The 21,593-nt window shown below is 40.8% G+C and carries 19 protein-coding genes and 1 pseudogene; 11 read left to right on the top strand and 9 right to left on the bottom strand.

Going from position 1 to position 21,593, the window contains the following annotated elements; genetic code table 11:
* The 7 genes and pseudogenes from HMPREF9420_RS14145 to HMPREF9420_RS03180 form a co-directional block, all read right to left on the bottom strand.
* Nucleotides 1-579: pseudogene (locus HMPREF9420_RS14145) on the bottom strand (hypothetical protein); the annotation flags it as partial.
* Nucleotides 576-1,826, bottom strand: a complete 1,251-nt coding sequence (locus HMPREF9420_RS03205) for a hypothetical protein (protein ID WP_007133993.1) — start codon at nucleotides 1,824-1,826, stop codon at nucleotides 576-578. The gene HMPREF9420_RS03205 and the pseudogene HMPREF9420_RS14145, both read right to left, overlap by 4 nt.
* Nucleotides 1,827-3,204: 1,378 nt before the next feature.
* The gene (gene ccsA / locus HMPREF9420_RS03200; RefSeq protein ID WP_007133989.1) at nucleotides 3,205-3,993 is read right to left on the bottom strand and encodes a cytochrome c biogenesis protein CcsA; all 789 of its coding nucleotides are present in this window, start codon (nucleotides 3,991-3,993) and stop codon (nucleotides 3,205-3,207) included.
* A gap of 3 nt (nucleotides 3,994-3,996) precedes the next feature.
* Entirely contained in the window at nucleotides 3,997-5,283 is a 1,287-nt protein-coding gene (locus HMPREF9420_RS03195; RefSeq protein WP_007133988.1) for a cytochrome c biogenesis protein ResB, read from the bottom strand.
* A gap of 73 nt (nucleotides 5,284-5,356) precedes the next feature.
* Nucleotides 5,357-6,853, bottom strand: a complete 1,497-nt coding sequence (gene nrfA / locus HMPREF9420_RS03190; RefSeq protein ID WP_007133987.1) for an ammonia-forming cytochrome c nitrite reductase — start codon at nucleotides 6,851-6,853, stop codon at nucleotides 5,357-5,359.
* Between the two features lie 58 nt (nucleotides 6,854-6,911).
* Complete coding sequence (nrfH, locus tag HMPREF9420_RS03185) at nucleotides 6,912-7,565, bottom strand: cytochrome c nitrite reductase small subunit (RefSeq protein WP_007133986.1); 654 nt, start codon at nucleotides 7,563-7,565, stop codon at nucleotides 6,912-6,914.
* Nucleotides 7,566-7,721: 156 nt separating this feature from the next.
* A complete protein-coding gene (locus HMPREF9420_RS03180; protein WP_007133985.1) occupies nucleotides 7,722-8,648 on the bottom strand; it encodes a hydrogen peroxide-inducible genes activator in 927 nt (308 codons plus the stop codon).
* A gap of 257 nt (nucleotides 8,649-8,905) precedes the next feature.
* Here HMPREF9420_RS03180 and rbr point away from each other — a divergent pair, with 257 nt between their 5' ends.
* From rbr to HMPREF9420_RS03125, 11 genes are all read left to right on the top strand, one after another.
* The gene (gene rbr / locus HMPREF9420_RS03175; protein ID WP_007133984.1) at nucleotides 8,906-9,556 is read left to right on the top strand and encodes a rubrerythrin; all 651 of its coding nucleotides are present in this window, start codon (nucleotides 8,906-8,908) and stop codon (nucleotides 9,554-9,556) included.
* Nucleotides 9,557-10,234: 678 nt separating this feature from the next.
* Complete coding sequence (locus HMPREF9420_RS03170) at nucleotides 10,235-10,585, top strand: NADH-quinone oxidoreductase subunit A (protein WP_021825606.1); 351 nt, start codon at nucleotides 10,235-10,237, stop codon at nucleotides 10,583-10,585.
* On the top strand, nucleotides 10,576-11,298 hold the full coding sequence (locus HMPREF9420_RS03165) for an NADH-quinone oxidoreductase subunit B (protein WP_007133982.1): 723 nt from the start codon (nucleotides 10,576-10,578) through the stop codon (nucleotides 11,296-11,298). Before HMPREF9420_RS03170 ends, HMPREF9420_RS03165 begins: the two co-directional genes overlap by 10 nt.
* Before the next feature lie 14 nt (nucleotides 11,299-11,312).
* Nucleotides 11,313-12,884: an NADH-quinone oxidoreductase subunit D-related protein gene (locus HMPREF9420_RS03160; protein ID WP_007133981.1), complete on the top strand. Its 1,572-nt coding sequence runs from the start codon at nucleotides 11,313-11,315 to the stop codon at nucleotides 12,882-12,884.
* Nucleotides 12,885-12,886: 2 nt separating this feature from the next.
* Nucleotides 12,887-13,957, top strand: a complete 1,071-nt coding sequence (nuoH, locus tag HMPREF9420_RS03155) for an NADH-quinone oxidoreductase subunit NuoH (protein WP_007133980.1) — start codon at nucleotides 12,887-12,889, stop codon at nucleotides 13,955-13,957.
* A gap of 34 nt (nucleotides 13,958-13,991) precedes the next feature.
* Complete coding sequence (locus tag HMPREF9420_RS03150; RefSeq protein WP_007133979.1) at nucleotides 13,992-14,525, top strand: 4Fe-4S dicluster domain-containing protein; 534 nt, start codon at nucleotides 13,992-13,994, stop codon at nucleotides 14,523-14,525.
* Nucleotides 14,526-14,533: 8 nt separating this feature from the next.
* Complete coding sequence (locus HMPREF9420_RS03145; RefSeq protein ID WP_007133978.1) at nucleotides 14,534-15,055, top strand: NADH-quinone oxidoreductase subunit J family protein; 522 nt, start codon at nucleotides 14,534-14,536, stop codon at nucleotides 15,053-15,055.
* Nucleotides 15,052-15,363, top strand: a complete 312-nt coding sequence (gene nuoK / locus HMPREF9420_RS03140) for an NADH-quinone oxidoreductase subunit NuoK (protein ID WP_007133977.1) — start codon at nucleotides 15,052-15,054, stop codon at nucleotides 15,361-15,363. Before HMPREF9420_RS03145 ends, nuoK begins: the two co-directional genes overlap by 4 nt.
* A 5-nt stretch (nucleotides 15,364-15,368) precedes the next feature.
* Nucleotides 15,369-17,351, top strand: a complete 1,983-nt coding sequence (gene nuoL / locus HMPREF9420_RS03135) for an NADH-quinone oxidoreductase subunit L (RefSeq protein WP_007133976.1) — start codon at nucleotides 15,369-15,371, stop codon at nucleotides 17,349-17,351.
* 33 nt (nucleotides 17,352-17,384) lie between these two features.
* Complete coding sequence (locus HMPREF9420_RS03130; protein WP_007133975.1) at nucleotides 17,385-18,887, top strand: complex I subunit 4 family protein; 1,503 nt, start codon at nucleotides 17,385-17,387, stop codon at nucleotides 18,885-18,887.
* Between the two features lie 34 nt (nucleotides 18,888-18,921).
* A complete protein-coding gene (locus tag HMPREF9420_RS03125) occupies nucleotides 18,922-20,418 on the top strand; it encodes an NADH-quinone oxidoreductase subunit N (RefSeq protein ID WP_007133974.1) in 1,497 nt (498 codons plus the stop codon).
* 87 nt (nucleotides 20,419-20,505) lie between these two features.
* Here the strand turns inward: HMPREF9420_RS03125 and HMPREF9420_RS03120 are convergent, their stop codons facing one another.
* Together HMPREF9420_RS03120 and HMPREF9420_RS03115 are read right to left on the bottom strand one after the other, a co-directional pair.
* On the bottom strand, nucleotides 20,506-20,922 hold the full coding sequence (locus HMPREF9420_RS03120; protein WP_007133973.1) for a hypothetical protein: 417 nt from the start codon (nucleotides 20,920-20,922) through the stop codon (nucleotides 20,506-20,508).
* Nucleotides 20,923-21,038: 116 nt separating this feature from the next.
* Nucleotides 21,039-21,593, bottom strand: a 555-nt coding sequence (locus HMPREF9420_RS03115; RefSeq protein ID WP_007133972.1) for a DUF6261 family protein, incomplete at its 5' end; no start/stop codon positions are given.

The raw sequence follows: 21,593 nt of genomic DNA, 5'->3' as shown, positions 1-21,593 counted from the left end.
CTTCAAAGATATCGGGTAGCCTTTAATATCTACAACCTCATGAATAGTAGGGTGGGGAAAGATGTAGTTATAATTCGGCACATAGATAGTTTTATTCCAGAAATAGCTTGGTTTCTCATAGGAAGCAGAAATCATTGCATTGGTTTGCTTTCTTCTTTCGGTAGGATTTCCATTCTTAAAGATATAAGTTCGAAAGCCTTCTTCGGCTAAGGCATTGTTGTTTTGAGAAATATCCACACCATAGTATTTCTGAATAGCCTTACGGGCTGTCTCGTTGTCAACGGCTCTGTATCCATGCTTTCTCAAAGCTTCGTGGATAAGTTCAATGGCAATATCCGTATATTCAACTTGATGTTTGCTGGGCATAATCTCAATACCATCCATACCTACATCCGAAAGTTCTTCATAAAATGCTCGGATTTGCTTATCATATACTTTCAACAAATCCTTTTCTGTATGAACTTTGCTATCGTTGGCTTTCGCCTCATCTGTCTTTTTATGTTGCTTGTTGCAACTACTTGCAAAACTTAAGGATAGCAATGCAAGTAAAACGTATTTGATAATGCTTCTTTTTTTCATTCGTCTTGGTGTGTTTTTATTTTTACCTCGGTGTCATAATCATCATATACTTTGTGGCATAGTGCTTCAAAACCAGGAAGATTAAAATAATGCTGGTCAACAATATACTTGTAGAATGCATTATTGTAATAGAGTGCATGCCCAAGAAGTGAGGTGTCAGTAAAGCCATTTTTCTTGCTGATTTTATAGAGATAATAGCACAAATAGGCTGCAACTTTATAGCGTTCTTTCTTTGTGAATTCAGTCATCCACATGGGGAGTTTCTGTTCTTCTTCATTCAGCAGATAGTCGATATAGTCATTGAAGAGAATTTCCCACTCCTTGTTTCCTTCTGTTGCAGGCTGTTTCAGAATGCTTTTCAGCAGTCCTTCTCTGATTTCCACTTTCGGATGCTTCGTCTTTTTCTTGCAGGCAACAGTGTTGTCGAGCATCCAAGGCTCACCTACAGGCGTATATTCTTTCAGCATGTCGGCCATCACCAACTTGTTGATTTCTTCGTTCTTGTCATATCCGTAGTCACGCAACAGATTAATGAGAAACTCTGCATCATTCTTCTTCAGCCATGAAAAAGCCGCTTTGCTGTCATGAAAGATAAAATTATTTTCGTTGAAGAATATGCTGTCATTGAAGTTGAAATAGAGTTCTCCATGCCTTATCGTCTTTCTGTCACTTTCATCTATGGTTTCATCAGGTAGTCCCTTGATATTTACTGCCATGTCTATTGTGGGAGAAGTTGCAATGTAGTTATAATTTGGCACATAGATGAGTCTGTTCCAGAAATAGCTTTGTTTTTCGAAGCTATGCTCGTTCATTGCTTTCTCTTGTTTGGCACGTTCTGCTGCATTGCTGTTCTTGAAGATATACGTTCTGAAGTTTCTCGTCACTTGAATGTCATTGCTTTGCGTTACATCCACACCGAAATATTTCATGATGGCTTTTCGGGCAGTCTCGTTATCCACGGGTTTATAGCCTTTCCTTCGTATGGCTTCATCAATCAGTTCAACAGCAATGTCGGTATATTCCACTTGTGCTTTGTGCGACATGGATAGAATGCCGCCGTCTGATATTTCTGTCAAGTTAAGATAATAGGCTCGGATTTGCTTGTCATATACTTTCAACAAATCTCTTTTTGCACGCACTATCGTGTCGTTGGCATTCACCGACTCTCTTTTCTTAGATTGCTTTCCACAACTCAAAAGTCCAATGAGCAGTGATGCAAACAAAAAATATTTAATATTGATTTTCATCTCTCTGTATGGTTTCTTATTTTATTTTCGGTGTTATCATCATCATAGGTTTTACGGCATAGGTTCTTAAATTTCTCATGCGCCTTTGTACAACAGCTCGTAAGCATAATGAGTTGAAGAATCATGAGTAAGCTCATGAGGCTTTTCGTATCATTTTTGTGTTCCATGTGGAATTTCTAAGTTAAGTAAATCTTCATTTGCATACAAAAATAAAGATTGTATGGTAATCTTGCAAATAATTTTCTTGTTTTCGTGCTTCTGAACGTTTCAGAAAGGCCAAATGGAGGTTTTTTGTGCTTCTGAACGTTTCAGAAAGAACAAATGGAGGTTTTTCATGCTTCTGAACGTTTCAGAAAGAGCAAATAGAGGTTTTTCATGCTTCTGAACATTTCAGAAAGGGCAAAAAGAAGATTTTTATGCTTCTGAACGTTTCAGAAAGAGCAAATGGAGGATTTTCGTGCTTCTGAACGTTTCAGAAGGAGCAAATGGAGAATTTTTATGCTTCTGAACGTTTCAGAAAGAGCAAATAGAGGTTTTTCATGCTTCTGAACATTTCAGAAAGAGGAAAAAGAGAAAATAGGTGTTTCTGTCAACGACATAAGCATGAAAAAGAGGAAATAGGTGTTTCTGTCAACGACATAAGCATGAAAAAGAGAAAATAGGTGTTTCTGTCAACGACATAAGCGCAAAAAAGAGAAAATAATCGTCTCTGTCAACGACATAAGCGTGAAAAAGAGAAAATAATCGCTTCAGTCAACGACATAAGCATGAAAAAGAGATTTTATGTGCTTAAGCGTGGCGCGGAAAGGCGAAAAAGAGATTTTTGGTGCTTAAGCGTGGCGCGGAAAGGCGAAAAAGAGATTTTAGGTGCTTAAGCGTGGCGCGGAAAGGCGAAAAGAGAATTTTTGGTGCTTAAGCGCGACGCGGAAAGGCGAAAAAGAGATTTTTGGTGCTTAAGCGCGACGCGGAAAGGCGAAAAAGAGATTTTTGGTGCTTAAGCGTGACGCGGAAAGGCGAAAAAGAGATTTTTGGTGCTTAAGCGCGACGCGGAAAGACGAAAAAGAGATTTTTAGTGCTTGAGCGTGGCGCGGAAAGGCGAAAAAGAGATTTTAGGTGCTTAAGCGCGACGCGGAAAGATTAAAATAGAAAAAAATCATGCTTCTGAGCGACTCAGAAAGACCAAATGGAGTTTTTTCATACTTCTGAGCGACTCAGAAACACAAAAGAGGGGTTTCTGAAAGTCTTTTTCTATCTTTTTTGCTTTTAAACGAAGAAATGCCATGTTAATCACACGGCATTTCTTTTTCTGAAATAAAACCAATTTGTATCAAATAGGTTTTGAAGTCTTAATCGAAGTCAATTGATAGGGAAGTAGAGGTTAGTCTAAGCTGTATGTATGTACGCTGACTCCTTGGGCCGACGGCAGATAGTTGATGCCCCACCAACACATTTGTAGTAGACAGAAACAGACAATAAGCATGACGAGAGCGGGTTTGGGGCGCATGGGTTTATACTGACGATAGTGAATGTAGACCAAATAAGACAGCCATGTGATGGCAGCCCATGTTTCTTTTGGGTCCCAACTCCAATAGTGTCCCCATGCTTCCTTGGCCCAAAGCGCACCCATGAGCATGCCCAGTGTGACAAATGACATGCCTACATAAACAAGATTGTCGGTGATGTCGAGTTCTTGGGGTGTTGCTGCCGTTTTCTTGATGAATAGCAGATATACTGCCATTACCATGGCTGCACCGAGCATGGCATAGGCCATCATATAGACGATGACATGGGGGGCAAACCACGGACTTTGCAGTGCTGGCATGAGTGTCTTAGAGTGAATCTCGGGTTTGAAGAGATTGATACACACAAAGACTGTGGCTAATAAGGTGCTGAATGATAATATCCATCTGTAGTGCCAGCGACTGTAGACGATGATACCAGCCAATGGAAGGAAAAAACTATACCAGAGTCGGGTTTCGCCCATCGTGCGAAGGGGTGGACGCTCAAGCGTTATCCACATTAATAATATATAGGAGAAGAAGACTGCAAGACCTAAGCTCGTAAAGACAAAGGTCAGTGTTTTCTTTTCTTTCCATGAAGCAATCGCACCGATAATCCAGCAAACGACAGAAATAATTGCAAATATGATGAAGTAATTCCAAGTCATGATTTAGTTTTCTTTTTTCTTACTTGCGGTGAGGAACATTCCTATCGCACCGATGATTAACAAATAGATTCCTACATAAACAACGTTGAGCCATGGGTCGCGCACTAACTCAAACACACTGACATTGCTCCATTTTCCCATTTGCTCATTGTAGCTGAGTTGATAAATCTTCCAGCCATTAATCTTGAAGGGCTTATTAACTTCAATTTCAGTCATGATGTTTTTTCCGTCTTGTGTATAGATGTTTACTTTTGAAGCAAAACGTTTAGGTTCGCGACTTGCCATGACGAGTGATTTGCCATCACTGAGCTTCAATGTTTCTAATGGAAATTGATAACTTCCGCAGGTAACCCAGCCTTCTTTGCGGTCTTTCCCTTTTGTGGCAGTTATAGACAAGGCACAAGCTGAACCTGCCATGCTGCTTTGGATGTATCCCCCAGTCTTGATGGCCATACCAAGTGAGTCCATGCGTAACATGCCTTTCATCTGCATTGGCATATTCTTTATCATACCTGCCAGCTGCTTAGGAATGGCATCTTCTATCTTTTTATTCACGTTGATATGCCAGCCTGCAATATTTCCTTGCTTAAAGTTGTCGTCGATGAGCAATACTTCAGGCTTCTTGTAGGGGATGGGACGCCCCGTTTGGTCAATAACCATCAGCTTTGGAGGGTATTCATCAATGGTGAATTGATTGAGTTGGATGGCAATCGGTAGTTCATGCACATTGTTGAGTGCATCGAGTCCGCGCCATTCAGGTTGTCCCTTTTCGCAATACATTTTTAGTCTTTGCATGTCTGCACAACCGAGTGTGGCGGTGGTTAGAACGATAAACAAGCCCAAATGACTTGTAATCACGGGAAGTCTGCGCCATGAAAAGTGTGCGAGTTGATGAACTGCGGTTTCTCCGACAATCATTGTCATCCAAAAATAAACAAGGATGAATGGCCAAAAGTTCAACATCTTGCTAAGCCCGATGAAGTCGGCAGCAGGCTGTTCGGCTGGTACTTGGCGCGAAAGTCCCATGATGATGGTTAGCAAAGCAGATGCAGCAATAGCTGGTATTGCCGCTTGCATGGTCATCATGAAACGGAAAAAGTAGACTTTTTTCCTTAACAAGTAGAATAGAATAAGCGCAATGATAAGTACGATAAGCGTTATTCCGTTTGCTGGCCAAAGAAATAAAACCCAGTCTAATGGGCCAATAGAGAATTGAAGGAGTAATCCAACCAGTAAAAAACCGGCAACGATGGCTATTCCTTCTTTTAAGTTCCAAGGTTTATTCCACATAATTATATATTAAGAAAGAGGCACCGGAGAGAAATCTCCGATGCTCCCTTGTAGTGTTATTTTAAGTAAGATTTTACATGGGCTGTGTGATGAACAGCTTGTTTTTGCGAGCCGATTCAATCCATTTCGGTACAATGGTGTCGAGGAAGTCCTTCTTTTGTGACTTTAACTTCTTCATGTCGAGACCAATATACTTTGCAGCTTTTTCACGCGTTGAAATGTCTGGAAGAGGTATCTGCCCTGTGAATCCATGCTTTGCAGCAACACGTTGCGCTTGTAATTGAGCATCTTTAGCATACATCATCGAATAGCCGAGCAAACGTTCAACTTCTTGTGGTGCGTGGAATGCAGCTCCGTGACTTGCTAATGAATAATCCCAACGCCACTGACTCTTGCGGATATCACTCAAACATTGCTTCATCTCAGCCTCTGTAGCACCCTTGTCCCACGCGAACTTAGCATAGATGTGTGCGTTGGCTAATTCTCTGTTCACCTTCAAAGCGAAGTCATAAACTTTCTTTTGTCGGTCATAAACATTCTGACGGAGTGTTTCTGCAGACTGTCTGTGGCATGTCTGACAAGTGCGATCGATATGTGCAAGCGGACTCATGATGTGGTGATCAGTATATTTTACGCCACCTTCTGAAATGTAAGGCATGTGACAATCTGCGCATGAAAGACCGCGTTGTCCGTGTATACCCTGTTTGAACATCTCATAACCTGGGTGTTGAGCTTTCAGAATCTTGGCACGAGAGAGGGGGTGAACATAATCATAGAAGCCGATGCTGTCATAGTATTCTTCAGCTGCTTCGCATGTAAGTCCCTTCTCTTGTGGGAAGTGAAGATAGTTCCCATTGTCTTTTTCAAAATAGTATTCTGTATGGCATTGTGCACAAACCAGACTCCTCATTTCTTGATGGCTGGCTTTCTTAACATCTTTACCTACGCGTGCCCATGCTTCGTAAAGAGCAGGACGTGCTGGTTTAAGATCCATTGTACGTGCATCGTGACAATCTGAACATCCTACAGTGTTCATGACTTGGTTTCCCCAATCGCTCCATTTTGCAGCATAGAAAGCATTCTTTCCTTTCTCGCGCATGAGGCGTGGTACATCAGGACCTTTACAAGTCCAACAAGTTCCAGGTTGCATGTCTCCCTGACCATCAACACCTGGTGAACCTGTTCGAAGGATTTTTCTTAAATCTTCGATACAGTGACGATGGCCACGTGGGCTGTTATAGTCTCTTGAGAAGGCATAACCATCCCAGATAACAACGATTTCCGGACATTTCTCCAAAATACTTTTCTCTTGTGAACCATTGTATTTACTCTCGAAGGTTGTGTCTTCTGTCATGGCCCATGTTTGATATTCGCGTGGAAAATCCTCAGCGAATTTCTCGTTCTGAGCTACGATAGAGTCGGTCATTGGCACGCGGCGATTGTTGAAAATGCTGGCAACTTCTGCTCTTCTTTCTAATAATGAAGAACACAGAAGACCCAAAATGAACACAACAACCATTGCTCCTCCAAAGAGTAGCCAACCTTGCCATTTCTTAAGTTGTTTTGCCATAGTTATTGAATTTATTAATTTATTCGAAGACTGTTGTTGATATTATAGATTGATTTCATTATTTGTTTTCGGTTGGTCCCATGTAAGGATCATGTCCTAATAGCTTCTGTAGCCAAGCAGGAACAGGATCTGGTGGCATAGGCTCAACGAATTCGGCTCCAGGAGTAGATGAAAGCGAGTTCATTCCCATGTGTGGAACGTTACGATGGCAGTCCCAACAAGCCTTGCCTTCGCCTCGTTTTGCTTCCATATAGTCGATTCGTCCGGTCTTAACAAATTCTTGATTGAGTTGTTTATGACAGCGAATGCAGTTGTCCATGATAACTTCTGCTGAAGCATCTTCAGCTTCAATGGCTTGTCGTTCGCTATGCGTAACAAAGTAAGCTACATGCTTCATACCATCTTTTCCTTTGAAAAAATAGTGAGAAAAGATGTTGTTGTTGGGCACATGACAATCATTACAGGTAACATCTCTGCCGTGAGATGAGTGCGACCATGTAGCATAATAAGGCGACATAATATGACAATTGATGCAGGCAGCAGGATCATCTCCAACGATGTAGGTTTGCATTCGAAGAAGATACATGAACAAAACTACTAAGCCAAAAGCGATGCCACATAATGAGGTTAAGATAATCTTTTGTCTATAAGATAGGCTATTGACAAACGATTTCCATCCATTTTTCAAATAGGTATAGGTTAGTCGCTTCATAGAGTAATCGTTGATTAATGTCACAAATTTAAGATTTTTGTGTGTTAATCAAGTCAAAGATTCGGGAAATTATCCTCATTTATGGGGATAAAATGAAAAAAATCACAAAAAATATAATCTGTAGTTGATTTTTTGTCAACTACAGATTACATTTTGTTATACGCGTTGTTGAATTTGTTTTAATTTCAACATGTCTGACGGAACGGCACTTTGTATAGCGTCAACCAATAGTTTTCGAATCTTATGCCGCACGAAATCTTTGGTATTTATAATGACAATATCGCGCGTTGGTATAGGGATAGCAAAAGGCCGAACAAGTTCTTTCTGGCTGTCAGCCAATTGGAGTATGGCGAGCTCAGGAATGAAAGTCATGCCTTTTCCGTTTTCAACGATGCGCATGAAAGTTTCAATACTGCCCAAAGAATAAGCTTTCTGACTTTGTTTAGCTTCCTTTAATTGACAGAATTTCACAAGTTGGTCTCTGAAACAATGGCCTTCATCAAGCATCCAAAGATATTCCCCTTTGAGGTCTGTTGTATGTATCACCTTATTTATATATAGGGGGTCGTCTTTTGCAACATATCCAAAGAACTGCTCAAAGTATAGATGTGTGGTTTCAAAATCTCCCATTCCATCAAGTTCTGCCAATATGCCTACGTCGATATCTCCATGCTCCAATGCTTTCTTTATTTCGTGGGTTTGCATCTCTCGAATACGAATGTCCGACTCAGGATAGTGCTGTAGCAGTTGTGGAAAAAAGCGTGGAATGAGATAAGGTGCAATCGTTGGCAGGATGCCTACGTGGAAAATTCCCCGTAAAGTGTTCTTTTCTTCGTCAACAGATTCCTTTAGAAGTTTTGCATGTTGCAGGATTTCTAAACTCTGATTGATGATATGTTGTCCAATGACTGTAGGCAAGATGGGTTGTCGTTTGCGGTCAAAGATCTTCACACCAAGTTCATCTTCAAGTTTCTGAATCATTGAACTCAGTGTTGGTTGAGTCACTTTGCAGGCCTCTGCAGCCTTAGCGAAATGCTTATGTCGGTATACTGCGATGATATACTCTAATTGTTGAAGAGTCATATTTTTAGGTTTTGGTACACTATTTCATGCAAAGATAATTTATTTTTTCATAATCATCAAACTTTTATTTGCTGTTGTCAATAAAAAAAATCTTTTTCTTTATGCGCTTTATAGACTCTTATAGTGATGCGTTATAAATAAAAACTAATTGAAAGATAGATATTTTCTATTGATTAATTAACTTGATTTCTTGTTTCTTATGAAAATAAGCACTAACTTTGCAAACAGGATAATTGGTAATATTAAACAATAACATTATGAAAAAAAGATTTGTTTGTAGCGTTTGTGGCTACATTTATGAAGGAACAGAAGCACCAGAAGAGTGCCCAGTATGCCATGCTAAAGGTAAATTCCAGGAGTTTACAACAGCACAATTAAAAGGTACTAAGACTGAGCAAAACCTCAAAACAGCTTTTGCAGGTGAAAGCCAAGCTCACACAAAATACCTTTACTATGCTTCTAAAGCAAAGAAAGAAGGTTATGAGCAGATAGGTGGTTTGTTCGAGGAAACAGCTCACAACGAGCGCGAACACGCAGAGATGTGGTTTAAGTTCTTGCATGAAGGCGGTATTCCTACTACGACAGCTAACCTTGCTGACGCTGCTGCTGGTGAAAACTATGAGTGGACTGACATGTATGCTCAAATGGCTAAAGAGGCTATGGAAGAAGGTTTTACAGGTATTGCTGCTAAGTTCCGTGCTGTAGGTCAGGTTGAGAAGCATCATGAAGAGCGTTATCGCAAGTTGTTAAAGAACATCGAAGATGGTGTTGTTTTCTCTCGTGATGGAGATTGTATCTGGCAATGCCGCAACTGTGGCCATATCGTTATCGGTAAGAAAGCACCTGAGATTTGCCCTGTTTGCAATCATCCTCAGAGCTTCTTCCAGATTGAGGCAACAAATTATTAATTTGATTGATTTTAAGTTAAGATAGAGAAGTCGGGCAGCAATGCTCGACTTCTTTTGCTTTTTAGGAGTTAAAAGGTAGATCAAATACAAGGAAGTGTTCTATTAAAGAGTTTCTTGTTGCTTATAAAAGAAATTGACTTTAATTTTTATCTAATTGCGAATTGTTTTCAACATGAAAACGATTAGCCCAAAGATAAATCATATCTGCATTCATAAAAGAATTATACTCTTTATCTAAAAGCTATCAAATTATACGGCAATTTCTATCATTTTACGGCTTAAAGTCATTCATATTACCATGTCGTTTGGCTCTTTTTATTCCTTAAATTTTATGCTATAATTATCAATTCCATTTTACTTCATTTCATCTATTTATATAAAAGGTATTCTGAGTAACCGCTTTTTAGGTTGGCTGTATGTATTTTTTTAGTTGTTGTTTCTTTTTAATTATTCCTACCTGACCATGTAATTAGTGTTGATGTTGAGAGTGTTTATTTTCAATATTTTATATATTGATGTTTAGTTTGCATTCATATAATCTTAATTTTGTCACCTCTATATTACATTTTTTGCTAAAAGAGTATGATAAGTCTAATATTATTGTTAACTTTGCAGCGCTTTAAGTGGATTAGCTCTCCACTGTAAATGGAGCAAATAATTAATAACGTTATAAAATTTATGTATTTTACTTTATTCGTTACCGTTTTGATAACGGCTGTGGTTTTGGTAGTGGCAGCTTATGTCATAGCAAAGCTTATCGGTCCGCGTTCATACAATCCGGTAAAGGGTGAGCCTTTCGAATGTGGTATTCCAACGCATGGTAGCTCTTGGCTTCCTATGCATGTGGGATATTATTTGTTTGCCATCCTTTTCTTGGTGTTTGATATTGAGACCGTGTTCCTCTATCCATGGGCTGTGGTTGTTAAGCAATTTGGTTCATTAGCCTTGATAAGCATTGGCTTCTTCTTGGTTGTTTTAGTTTTAGGCCTTGCCTATGCATGGCGGAAAGGAGCATTGGAATGGAAGTAAGAAAACCACACATCAAGAGTATTCCTTATGATGAATTTAAGGACAATGACACTCTTGAGAAGATTACGAAAGAGCTGAATGAAGGTGGTGTCAATGTAATTGTTGGTTCATTAGACCAGGCAATCAACTGGGGACGCAGCAATTCACTTTGGTCTCTGACATTTGGTACATCATGTTGTGGTATTGAGTTTATGGCCGTTGGTTGTGCTCGATACGACTTTTCTCGTTTCGGTTTCGAGGTAACTCGTAACTCTCCGCGTCAAGCAGACTTGATAATGTGTGCCGGAACGATAACAAACAAGATGGCTCCTGTGTTCAAACGACTTTATGATGAGATTGCTGAGCCAAAGTATGTTGTCGCTGTTGGTGGGTGCACTATTAGTGGTGGGCCTTTCAAGAAGAGCTATAACGTAGTGCGAGGCATTGATGAACTTGTTCCGGTTGATGTTTACATTCCGGGCTGTCCTCCTCGTCCTGAGGCTATTCTCTATGGAATGATGCAGTTACAACGTAAAGTTAAGATTGAGAAGTTCTTTGGTGGAGCTAATCATAAGATGACAAAAGAAGAGCGAGAGCTTTCGATGTCGAAGGGAGGCTTGCATGGACTGAGTAACGAAGCCATTGTTTCGACAGAGAAACTCGGTAAACCAGCTCCGATTATTGTTACTGATGTGCCAGCTGATTTCGATCCAGAAAAAGGTCTAACAGATTAATAAGGTAAAAGAAGATGAAATTAAATAACATAGAACTTCAATTCGATAACTTTGCCGCAGAGATGGCAAAGTTGAAGAACGAAAAGCATTTCGACTATCTTGTTACCATTATTGGTGAAGACTTTGGCGAAGAAGGTTTGGGTTGTATCTATATTCTTGAGAATACAGAAAGCCATGAACGTTGCTCAGTTCGAACGATTGCAAAGCAGATAGGAGAAGAGTATGTGATTCCAACTACAATTAATTTGTGGAATGCGGCTAATCTCCTTGAACGTGAAGTGTTTGACTTTTTGGGCATAAAGTTCCTGGGACACCCCGACATGCGTCGTTTGTTTATGCGTAATGACTTTAAGGGATATCCGCTGAGAAAGCATTTTGATGCGAGCCCTGAAGCCAATCCTTTCCCTACAACCGATGAGCCTGAGAGTGATTTCACAACAGAATGGAATCTCGATAAGAACGGAAACTTAGTTGCTACGCAGCATCGCATGTTTGATGAAGATGACTTCATCGTGAACTTAGGACCTAATCACCCAAGTATGCACGGCGTACTTCGTTTGCAAACGGTTCTTGATGGAGAGGTTGTTAAACACATTTATCCTCACTTAGGCTATATCCATCGTGGTATGGAGAAGATGTGTGAGAGTATGACTTACCCTCAAACTTTAGCCTTTACTGACCGCTTAAATTACCTTTGTGCAATGATGCATCGTCATGCTTTGGTTGGCGTTATTGAAGAAGGTATGGGGATTGAACTCTCAGAGCGTATTCAGTATATTCGCACAATCATGGATGAATTGCAGCGTATTAACAACCACTTGCTGTTCCTTGGTACGTGTGCACAAGACTTAAGTGCATTGACTGCATTCCTATATTGCATGCGAGACCGTGAGCATGTGCTGAATGTTATGGAGGAAACTACGGGTGGTCGCTTGATACAAAACTACTATCGAATTGGTGGTTTGCAGGATGATATCGATCCAAACTTTGTCCAGAACACAAAGACGCTTTGCAAATATCTGCGTCCTATGGTTCAAGAGTATTTGGATGTATTTGGAGATAACGTCATCACACATCAGCGTCTTGAGGGTGTAGGACCAATGAATCTTGAGGATTGTATTAATTATGCTGTAACAGGTCCAGCCGGACGTGCTGCTGGTTGGCATAATGATGTGCGCAAGAATCATCCTTATGCAATGTATGGAAAGGTTGACTTTGAAGACATAACCTTAACCGGTGCTGACTCAATGGCACGATATATGGTTCATATTCAAGAGATTTATCAGAGTCTAAACATTATAGAACAGTTGATAGATAATATCCCTGAAGGTGACTTCTATATCAAACAAAAGCCAATAATAAAAGTTCCTGAAGGACAATGGTACTTCTCTGTAGAAGGTGGAGCAGGTGAGTTTGGTGTATATCTTGATTCACGTGGCGACAAGAGTCCGTATCGTTTGAAGATGCGTCCAATGGGACTGACCCTTACAGGCGCTTTCGACAAGATGCTGAAAGGACAGAAATTGGCCGACCTTGTGGCTACAGGTGCAGCAATAGATTTCGTTATACCCGATATTGATAGATAATTATGTTTGATTTTAGTATAGTAACAACTTGGATTGACAGTCTTCTTCGTGAGACTCTTAACTTAGGAGATTTCTGGTCAATTTTAATAGAGTGCATACTGGTAGGTGTCTGTATACTTACTGCCTATGCGCTGATTGCTATCGTGTTGATATTCATGGAACGTAAGGTTTGTGCTTACTTCCAATGTCGTCTCGGCCCGATGCGTGTTGGTCCTTGGGGTATCTTCCAGGTGTTTGCTGATGTTTTGAAGATGCTTATCAAGGAAATTTTTGCAGTAGATAAGGCAGATAAACTGCTTTATTATATTGCACCTTTCCTTGTTATTATTGCTTCTGTAGGAACATTCTCCTTCCTTCCATGGAATAAAGGTGCAGCAGTACTTGATTTTAATGTAGGCGTTTTCTTAATAACTGCCATTTCAAGCATTGGTGTGCTGGGCATTTTCATTGCAGGATGGGGTAGTAATAACAAATATTCTGTTGTAAGTGCGATGCGTGGTGCTGTTCAAATGATTTCCTACGAAATATCTTTGGGATTATGTTTGATTAGTGCTGTTATCCTCACTGGTACGATGCAGGTCAGTGGTATTGTAGAAGCACAGCATGGAGCATGGCTCATTTTCCAGAGTCCTTTTACCTGGTTAGCTTTCCTTGTGTTCCTTATTGCGGGTAATGCTGAGGCTAATCGTGGCCCATTTGACTTGGCTGAGGCAGAGAGTGAGCTGACTGCAGGTTATCATACCGAGTATTCGGGTATGGGATTTGGCTTCTATTATTTGGCTGAATATTTGAATCTGTTTGTGATTTCAGGTATTGCAGCTACCGTTTTCTTAGGTGGTTGGATGCCTCTTCACGTTTCAGGACTTGATGGTTTTAATGCCATAATGGATTTTATTCCAGGCATTGTTTGGTTCTTTGCAAAGACATTTGCTATTGTTTGGATTCTAATGTGGATTAGATGGACTTTCCCTCGTCTTCGTGTAGATCAGATTTTGGCTTTGGAATGGAAATATCTCATGCCATTCATGCTTGTTATTCTTACTTTGACAACCATTTGGGTTGCCTTGGTTTAATGCTTTCATGAAATGATTAAAGAATTTAGTTAAAATGGAAAATAACAAATCGTATTTCGGTGAAATTGGTGCTGCACTGAAGACTTTGGGTACAGGCCTGAAGGTGACGATGAAGGAATACTTCACGCCAAAGACCACAGAGCAGTATCCCGAGAACCGTAAGACAACGCTTCATGTCTCAAAGCGTCACCGTGGACGTCTTGTTTTCAAGCGTAATGAGGATGAAAGCTATAAATGTGTAGCTTGTCTTATGTGTGAGAAGGCTTGTCCTAATGGCACCATTCAGATTACATCACACATGGCTGAAGACCCAGAAACCGGACGTAAGAAAAGGCAGCTTGACGACTACCATTATGATCTTGGTGACTGCATGTTTTGCCAGTTGTGCGTCAATGCTTGTAATTTCGATGCCATAAAGTTTGTGAATGATTTCGAGAACTCAGTCTTCGATAAAGACAAGTTGGTCTATCATCTTGACAAAGAGGTATATAAAGGAGGTAGTCTTCCTGGACTTATAGATGGAGGAGCACCTTTAACAATCGGTAAGTTTAACACAAAAACCAAGTAGAAAAGATTATGGCAAATTTAATTATGTTTTGCATTCTTGCTGTAATCATTCTTGGTTCAGCAATCGTGTGCGTTACTACTAAACGTATTATGCGAGCAGCAACTTTCTTGCTTTGCGTGTTGTTTGGTGTAGCTGGTATTTATTTTATTCTTGATTATACATTCTTAGGTGCAGCACAGATATCTGTTTATGCTGGAGGTATTACAGTTTTGTATGTTTTTGTCATCCAGCTTGTATCTAAGCGTACGTTACAAGGTCTTGTAGAGCGGTTTAAAGGAAAACGTGTTTTCAGCGGTGTTCTCTTGTGTGTCGCTGGACTTTTAACGGTTGGTTTAGTTCTTATTAAAAATAATTTTTATAATGCTGCTTTGCAAACTACCGATACAGAAGTGCCAATGGCACAGATTGGTACTGCACTTCTCGGAAGTGATAAATATCAATATGTATTGCCTTTTGAGTTTATCTCAGTATTCTTATTGGCATGTATCATTGGCGGTATTATGATTGCAAGGAAGGAGGACAACAAATGAATATCCCTGTAGAATGTTATCTCGTGCTAAGTACACTATTGTTCTTTATTGGTGTCTTTGGATTTGTAACGCGTCGTAATCTTGTAGCGATGTTAATTTCCATAGAACTTGTATTGAACGCTGTTGATTTGAATTTTGCAGTATTCAATCGTCTCCTTTTCCCCGGACAGCTTGAAGGCTTTTTCTTCACTTTGTTCTCTATTGGAGTCAGTGCGGCAGAAACGGCAGTGGCACTTGCCATCATTATTAATGTTTACCGTAATTACCATAGTGATCAGGTGAACAGTATCGAAAACATGAAATTCTAAAAGAGATGGAATACAGTTATTCATATTTAATACTTCTCCTTCCTTTCCTAAGTTTTTTGGTTTTAGGACTCTTAGGCATGAAGATGAAGAAGCAGGTAGCTGGCCTTATCGGTACAATTATGCTGGGCAGTCTTTTTGCAATGTCTGTCTATACGGCCTATGAATATTTCTTTGTTATTGGGCGTGACGCAACAACAGGCCTGTATCCGACGGTTACAGTATTCAATTTTACATGGTTGAAGTTTACTGATCTGCTTACTTTTAATATAGGTTTCCGCCTGACTCCTATTAGTGTAATGATGTTAATCGTTATTACAACGGTGAGTTTCATGGTGCATATCTATTCTTTTGGCTACATGGCAGAGCGTGATGAGCATTATAAATTTGAAGAATACGAACATGGTTTCCAGCGTTTCTATGCTTATTTATCACTCTTTACGATGAGTATGTTGGGTTTAGTTGTAGCTACAAACATCTTCCAAATGTATATGTTTTGGGAGCTTGTGGGTGTATGCTCCTACTTGTTAATTGGATTCTATTATCCCAAACATACTGCTGTACATGCCTCAAAGAAGGCTTTCATCGTTACACGTTTTGCAGACTTATTTTTCCTCATCGGTATTTTGTTCTTCAGTTTCTATGTAGGCACATTCAATTATGACCTGCATGCTAACCCAGAACTTGTTGGAAAACTTGCAAGTGTAGCTAAAGAATATGCTTGGGTGTTGCCAACAGCATTGTTCTTGATGTTTATCGGTGGTGCTGGTAAGAGTGCAATGTTCCCACTTCATATCTGGTTGCCTGATGCTATGGAAGGGCCAACGCCTGTTTCTGCACTGATTCATGCCGCAACCATGGTCGTTGCAGGTGTCTATCAGGTGGCAAGTCTGTTCCCAATTTGGGTAAAATATGCTCCAGAACAACTTCATTGGGTTGCTTATATTGCAGCATTTACAGCCTTCTATGCAGCTGCTGTTGCTTGTGCTCAACGTGATATTAAACGTGGCTTGGCATTCTCAACAATCTCACAGATTGCTTATATGCTTGTGGCTTTAGGTGTTTGCTTCGCCATGGATAATCATGAAGGAGGTCTTGGCTATATGGCAAGTATGTTCCACTTGTTCACACATGCTATGTTCAAAGCCCTTCTATTCCTTTGTTCAGGTGCAATCATTGTAATTATCGGAAGTAACTTTAAGGAATATATGGGTGGTCTTCACAAATATATGCCTATCACGAACATCTGCTTCCTCATTGGTTGTATTGCCATTAGTGGTGTTTGGCCTTTTGCAGGTTTCTTCTCAAAGGATGAAATTGTATCAGCTTGTTTTGAATATTCTCCATTCTTAGGTTGGTTTATGACGCTCGTATCAGGTATGACAGCGTTCTATATGTTCCGACTCTATTACGTTATTTTCTGGGGACAAAGCTATTATGAACTTGATCCAGAACATCGTAAGCGCCCAGCTGAAGTTCCTTTCGTAATGTGGGGACCTTTAGTATTCCTTGCTATCATTTCAATTTTTGCAGGATGGATTCCTTTTGGTCACTTTGTTTCAGCTACAGGACAGTCTATGGAAATTCATTTGCAACACTTTGAATTCTCAAGTGTCGCTTGGTTTAGTCTTTTGGCTGCAGCAATTGGAATAGGTTTAGCTACTTGGATGTATCTTCCAAAGCATAATCCTGTTCCTGATTTGTTGGCAAAGAGAATGCCTCGTTTGCACAAAGCAGCGCTTAATCGTTTCTATATTGACGACGCATGGCAGTTCTTTACGCATCAGATTGTGTTCAATTGCTTCTCTAAACCCATCGCTTGGTTTGACCGTCATGTCATTGATGGAACATTTAACTTCATGGCATGGGGTGCTCAAGAAGCAGGCGAAACGATTCGTCCTTGGCAGAGTGGTGATGTCCGTTCGTACGCATCATGGTTCCTTACAGGTACCATTGCATTGGCATTGATCTTGCTTTGTATTTTCAGTTAATGAATCATGAACATGAATAAAGACAAATAAAAAATGAGTATATTAACATTATTTGTAGTAATTCCGGTCCTGATGCTTATCGGTCTTTGGCTTGCAAAGAACGATAATCAGGTTCGTGGCGTGATGGTTGTTGGTGCAAGTGCATTGCTTGGGCTTTCAATATGGCTCACCATCACCTTCATTCAGATGCGTAATGCAGGCAACACCGATTTGATGTTGTTTACCTATAGTGTGCCTTGGTTTGCACCTCTACACATTGCATACAGCGTTGGCGTTGACGGCATCTCTGTAGTGATGATTCTTCTATCTGCGGTTATTGTTTTTACAGGTACATTTGCTTCTTGGCAACTCGAACCCATGAAGAAAGAATATTTCTTATGGTTTGTTTTGTTGAGTATAGGTGTATTTGGATTCTTTATATCGACCGACCTCTTCACGATGTTTATGTTCTACGAAGTTGCATTGATTCCAATGTATCTTCTCATTGGTGTATGGGGAACAGGACCTAAAGAATATGCTGCCATGAAGCTTACCTTGATGTTGATGGGTGGCAGTGCACTCTTGATTATCGGTATACTTGGCATTTACTATTTCAGTGGAGCAACTACAATGAACATCAACGAAATTGCAGCTTTGCATAATATTCCGGTAGCCGTTCAGAAGGTGTTCTATCCATTCATCTTCATCGGATTTGGTGTTTTGGGTGCGCTCTTCCCATTCCACACATGGTCACCTGATGGTCATGCTTCAGCGCCAACAGCTGTTTCTATGCTCCATGCCGGTGTATTAATGAAACTTGGAGGTTACGGATGTTTCCGCATTGCAATGTATTTGCTTCCTGAAGCTGCAGAGCAACTCTCTTGGATTTTCTTGATTCTCACCACCTGCTCTGTTGTTTATGGTGCACTCTCTGCTTGTGTTCAAACTGATTTGAAGTATATCAATGCTTATTCTTCAGTTTCTCACTGTGGTATGGTGCTCTTTGCTCTTTGCATGTTGACACAAACAGCCATTACAGGTGCTGTGCTTCAGATGCTTTCTCATGGATTGATGACTGCATTGTTCTTTGCTTGTATCGGTATGATTTATCACCGTGCAGGAACTCGTGACGTGCGTTATCTTGGCGGATTGATGAAGGTTATACCTTTCCTTTCTGTTTCATACGTCGTTGCAGGCCTTGCCAACTTAGGTTTGCCAGGTTTCTCTGGCTTCGTTGCTGAGATGACCATTTTTGTTGGTTCTTTCCAGAATGGCGATATGTTCCATCGTGTTTGCACCATCATTGCATGCTCTTCTATTGTTATTACAGCTGTATATATCTTGCGTGTTGTGGGTAAAATCCTATTCCAAAAGATTGCTAATCCGAAGTTCCTCGAGCTTCATGATGCCACTTGGGATGAGCGTTTTGCCATCGGCGGATTGATTTTCTGCGTGGCAGGACTTGGTATGTTCCCACTCTGGGTAGACAATGTGATTAGTGGTGCAGTTGGTCCAATCATCCAGCATATTCTTGGAACCACGGTAGCAGCCCTGTAATGTAGAACAAAATGATTAAGAATAAAGATTTATTATGAATATAGATTATAGTCAATTTCTAAGCATGATACCCGAGGTGACACTCATGGCACTTCTTGTTATCGTCTTCATTGCAGACTTTTCTACCGCACAGCGTTTTGTCATGCCTAATGGTGATAACAAAACTTCGTCACCACGTGCATGGTTTAATCCTTTGGTTTGTCTCTTGATGGCAGCGCATATTGTCATCAATATCTTCCCTGTCACTGCATCTACGGCATTTGGAGGCATGTATTACACAACTCCTTCGATTGGTGTTGTGAAAACGATTCTTGCCTTGGGTGCATTGATTGTCTTGATTCAAAGTCGTGAATGGATTTCGCGTCCTGACACACAATTCAAGGAAGGAGAGTTCTATATGCTCGTCATTTCAACCCTTTTGGGTATGAATATGATGGTCAGTGCAAACCATTTCTTAATGTTCTTCCTCGGTCTTGAGATGGCATCTGTGCCAATGGCTTGCCTCGTAGGACTCGACAAATACCGCCATCACTCTGCCGAAGCTGCTGCAAAATTCATTTTGACTGCGACCTTCTCAAGTGGTGTGATGCTCTTTGGTATCTCCTTTATCTATGGTGCAATGGGCACGCTCTACTTTGATGACATTGCAGTGAAGATGCAAGCCACACCGCTAACCATTATGGGCATGGTGTTCTTCTTTAGTGGTTTAGGATTTAAGTTATCATTGGTTCCTTTCCATTTCTGGACAGCCGACACCTATCAGGGAGCTCCAACAACCGTTACCGGCTATCTTTCGGTAGTCAGCAAAGGTGCAGCTGCCTTCGCACTCTGTGCAATTCTCATGAAGGTGTTTGCTCCGATGGTTGAATACTGGCAGTATTTGTTGTTCATTGTTATCGTACTTTCTATTACGATTGCCAACCTCTTTGCATTGCGTCAACGCGACTTAAAGCGCTTTATGGCGTTCAGTTCTATTTCTCAGGCTGGATATATCGTATTAGCAATTGTTGGTAACACGGCAATGAGCTTCACGGCATTAAGTTTCTATGTACTTATTTATGTTGCAGCAAACATGGCAGTCTTCGCTGTCATTAGTAGTGTAGAAGAGCATAATCAGGGTAAGGTGAACATGGACGACTATAATGGTCTATACAAAACCAACCCTCGTTTGGCTTTCTTGATGACATTGGCCTTATTCTCTTTGGGTGGCATTCCTCCATTTGCAGGTATGTTCAGCAAGTTCTTTGTGTTCATGGCTGCGGTAAAGGGAGCCTCAATCAGCACGACAAGTGGCGCACTTGCTTACGCTGTTGTATTCATTGCATTGATTAATACAGTAATCAGTCTTTACTACTATCTGTTGATTGTAAAAGCAATGTACATCAAACACAACGACTGTCCTTTGCCTGCATTCAAGAGTGCTTCAAGCACAAAGCTTGCATTAGCAATTTGCACCACAGGCATTCTGCTCTTTGGCGTGTGCAGCATGGTTTATGGATGGATAAATAGTGCAGCCATAGCATCATTGTAAGGCTGTTTATAGAATTATAACTGACCAAGAAAGCATGGCAACCCCTTTGCCATGCTTTTTTCGTGCTTATGTCGTTCACAGAAGTGCTTATTTTCTCTTTTTGCGGTAGTGTCCTATAAAGTGTGTATGTTTTACAAAATAGTACTTTCCTTTTCTAATATAACGCTCGTCCTCATATCTGCCAAAGTGATAGATAAACTTCTGTTGAGGTCTATCAGTATATCTAAGTGTAAGTTGATCATTATTTAATACATATATACCTTTTAAAATCTCTATAGAATCTTTGATTGAGTTATAATCATGAAACTCAAAAGTAGAGTCATTTTTGAAAACAATTCGTATATCAGCTGCATGTGGTATTATCCAAATACCTTGTAAATACTTGAATGCTGTAGATTTCTCTGTTTTTATGACTCTTACTTGATTTTTTTGTACAATAAACTTCTTGTTAGGTGCTGATGTACAACTTACGGCGATGAAGCCAATTAAAATTAACATTTTCATTCTCATTTCTAGTATACTCCATGATTAAACAATTCAAGCGGATGCAGAAATCCCGACGCAAGGACATCAAATCTTTCGTCGGGATTTCTTTTAATAAACTTCAATAGGAAGCCGTGTTACTTCAGCTTCTCCACCGTCAGCCCTCCCGGCTCTCCAGGCTGAATCTTAAACTCCACATCCACGAGTTTGCCGTCCGCGATGCGCACCCAGAAGGGATTGTCCACATCGTCGGTCACCATCTTGTAGGCACGTTCCGAGCCTGTGCCGGCAGCAAGGCCCGTGAACTTCATCACGCCCGGCGTGACGTGGGCATCCTGCTCATAGGCGGCGATGAGCGACTCCACTTTGCGAATTTCTTCGGACTTCTTTCCGCCCGATGTCGTGCCTTTGGTGACTTTCATCTGCGCCCGACTCTGATTGTAGGCGGTGTTGGTGTCGTCGATGAGTTTATTGAGCTTCGTGATAAACGTCGTGAGTTCGGCTGCCGGTGCGGCGATGCTGAAAGCAAAGGCCACGGTGGTCATCTCATCGTATTCGTCGTTCATCTTTTCACGTACAGGCTTGGCTGCACCGAGATTGGCAGCCACCTGCGATGCGGAGCGGCTTTCGAGCAGCGAGGCATAGCGGTCGACGGTCGTCTTCAACTGGTCAACGGCGGGCTGGAGGGCAAG

This window comes from Segatella salivae DSM 15606 (assembly GCF_000185845.1).
Taxonomy (GTDB): domain Bacteria; phylum Bacteroidota; class Bacteroidia; order Bacteroidales; family Bacteroidaceae; genus Prevotella; species Prevotella salivae.
The sequence above is the reverse complement of the archived record's forward strand: the minus strand, read 5'-3'. Positions and strand labels throughout refer to the sequence as shown.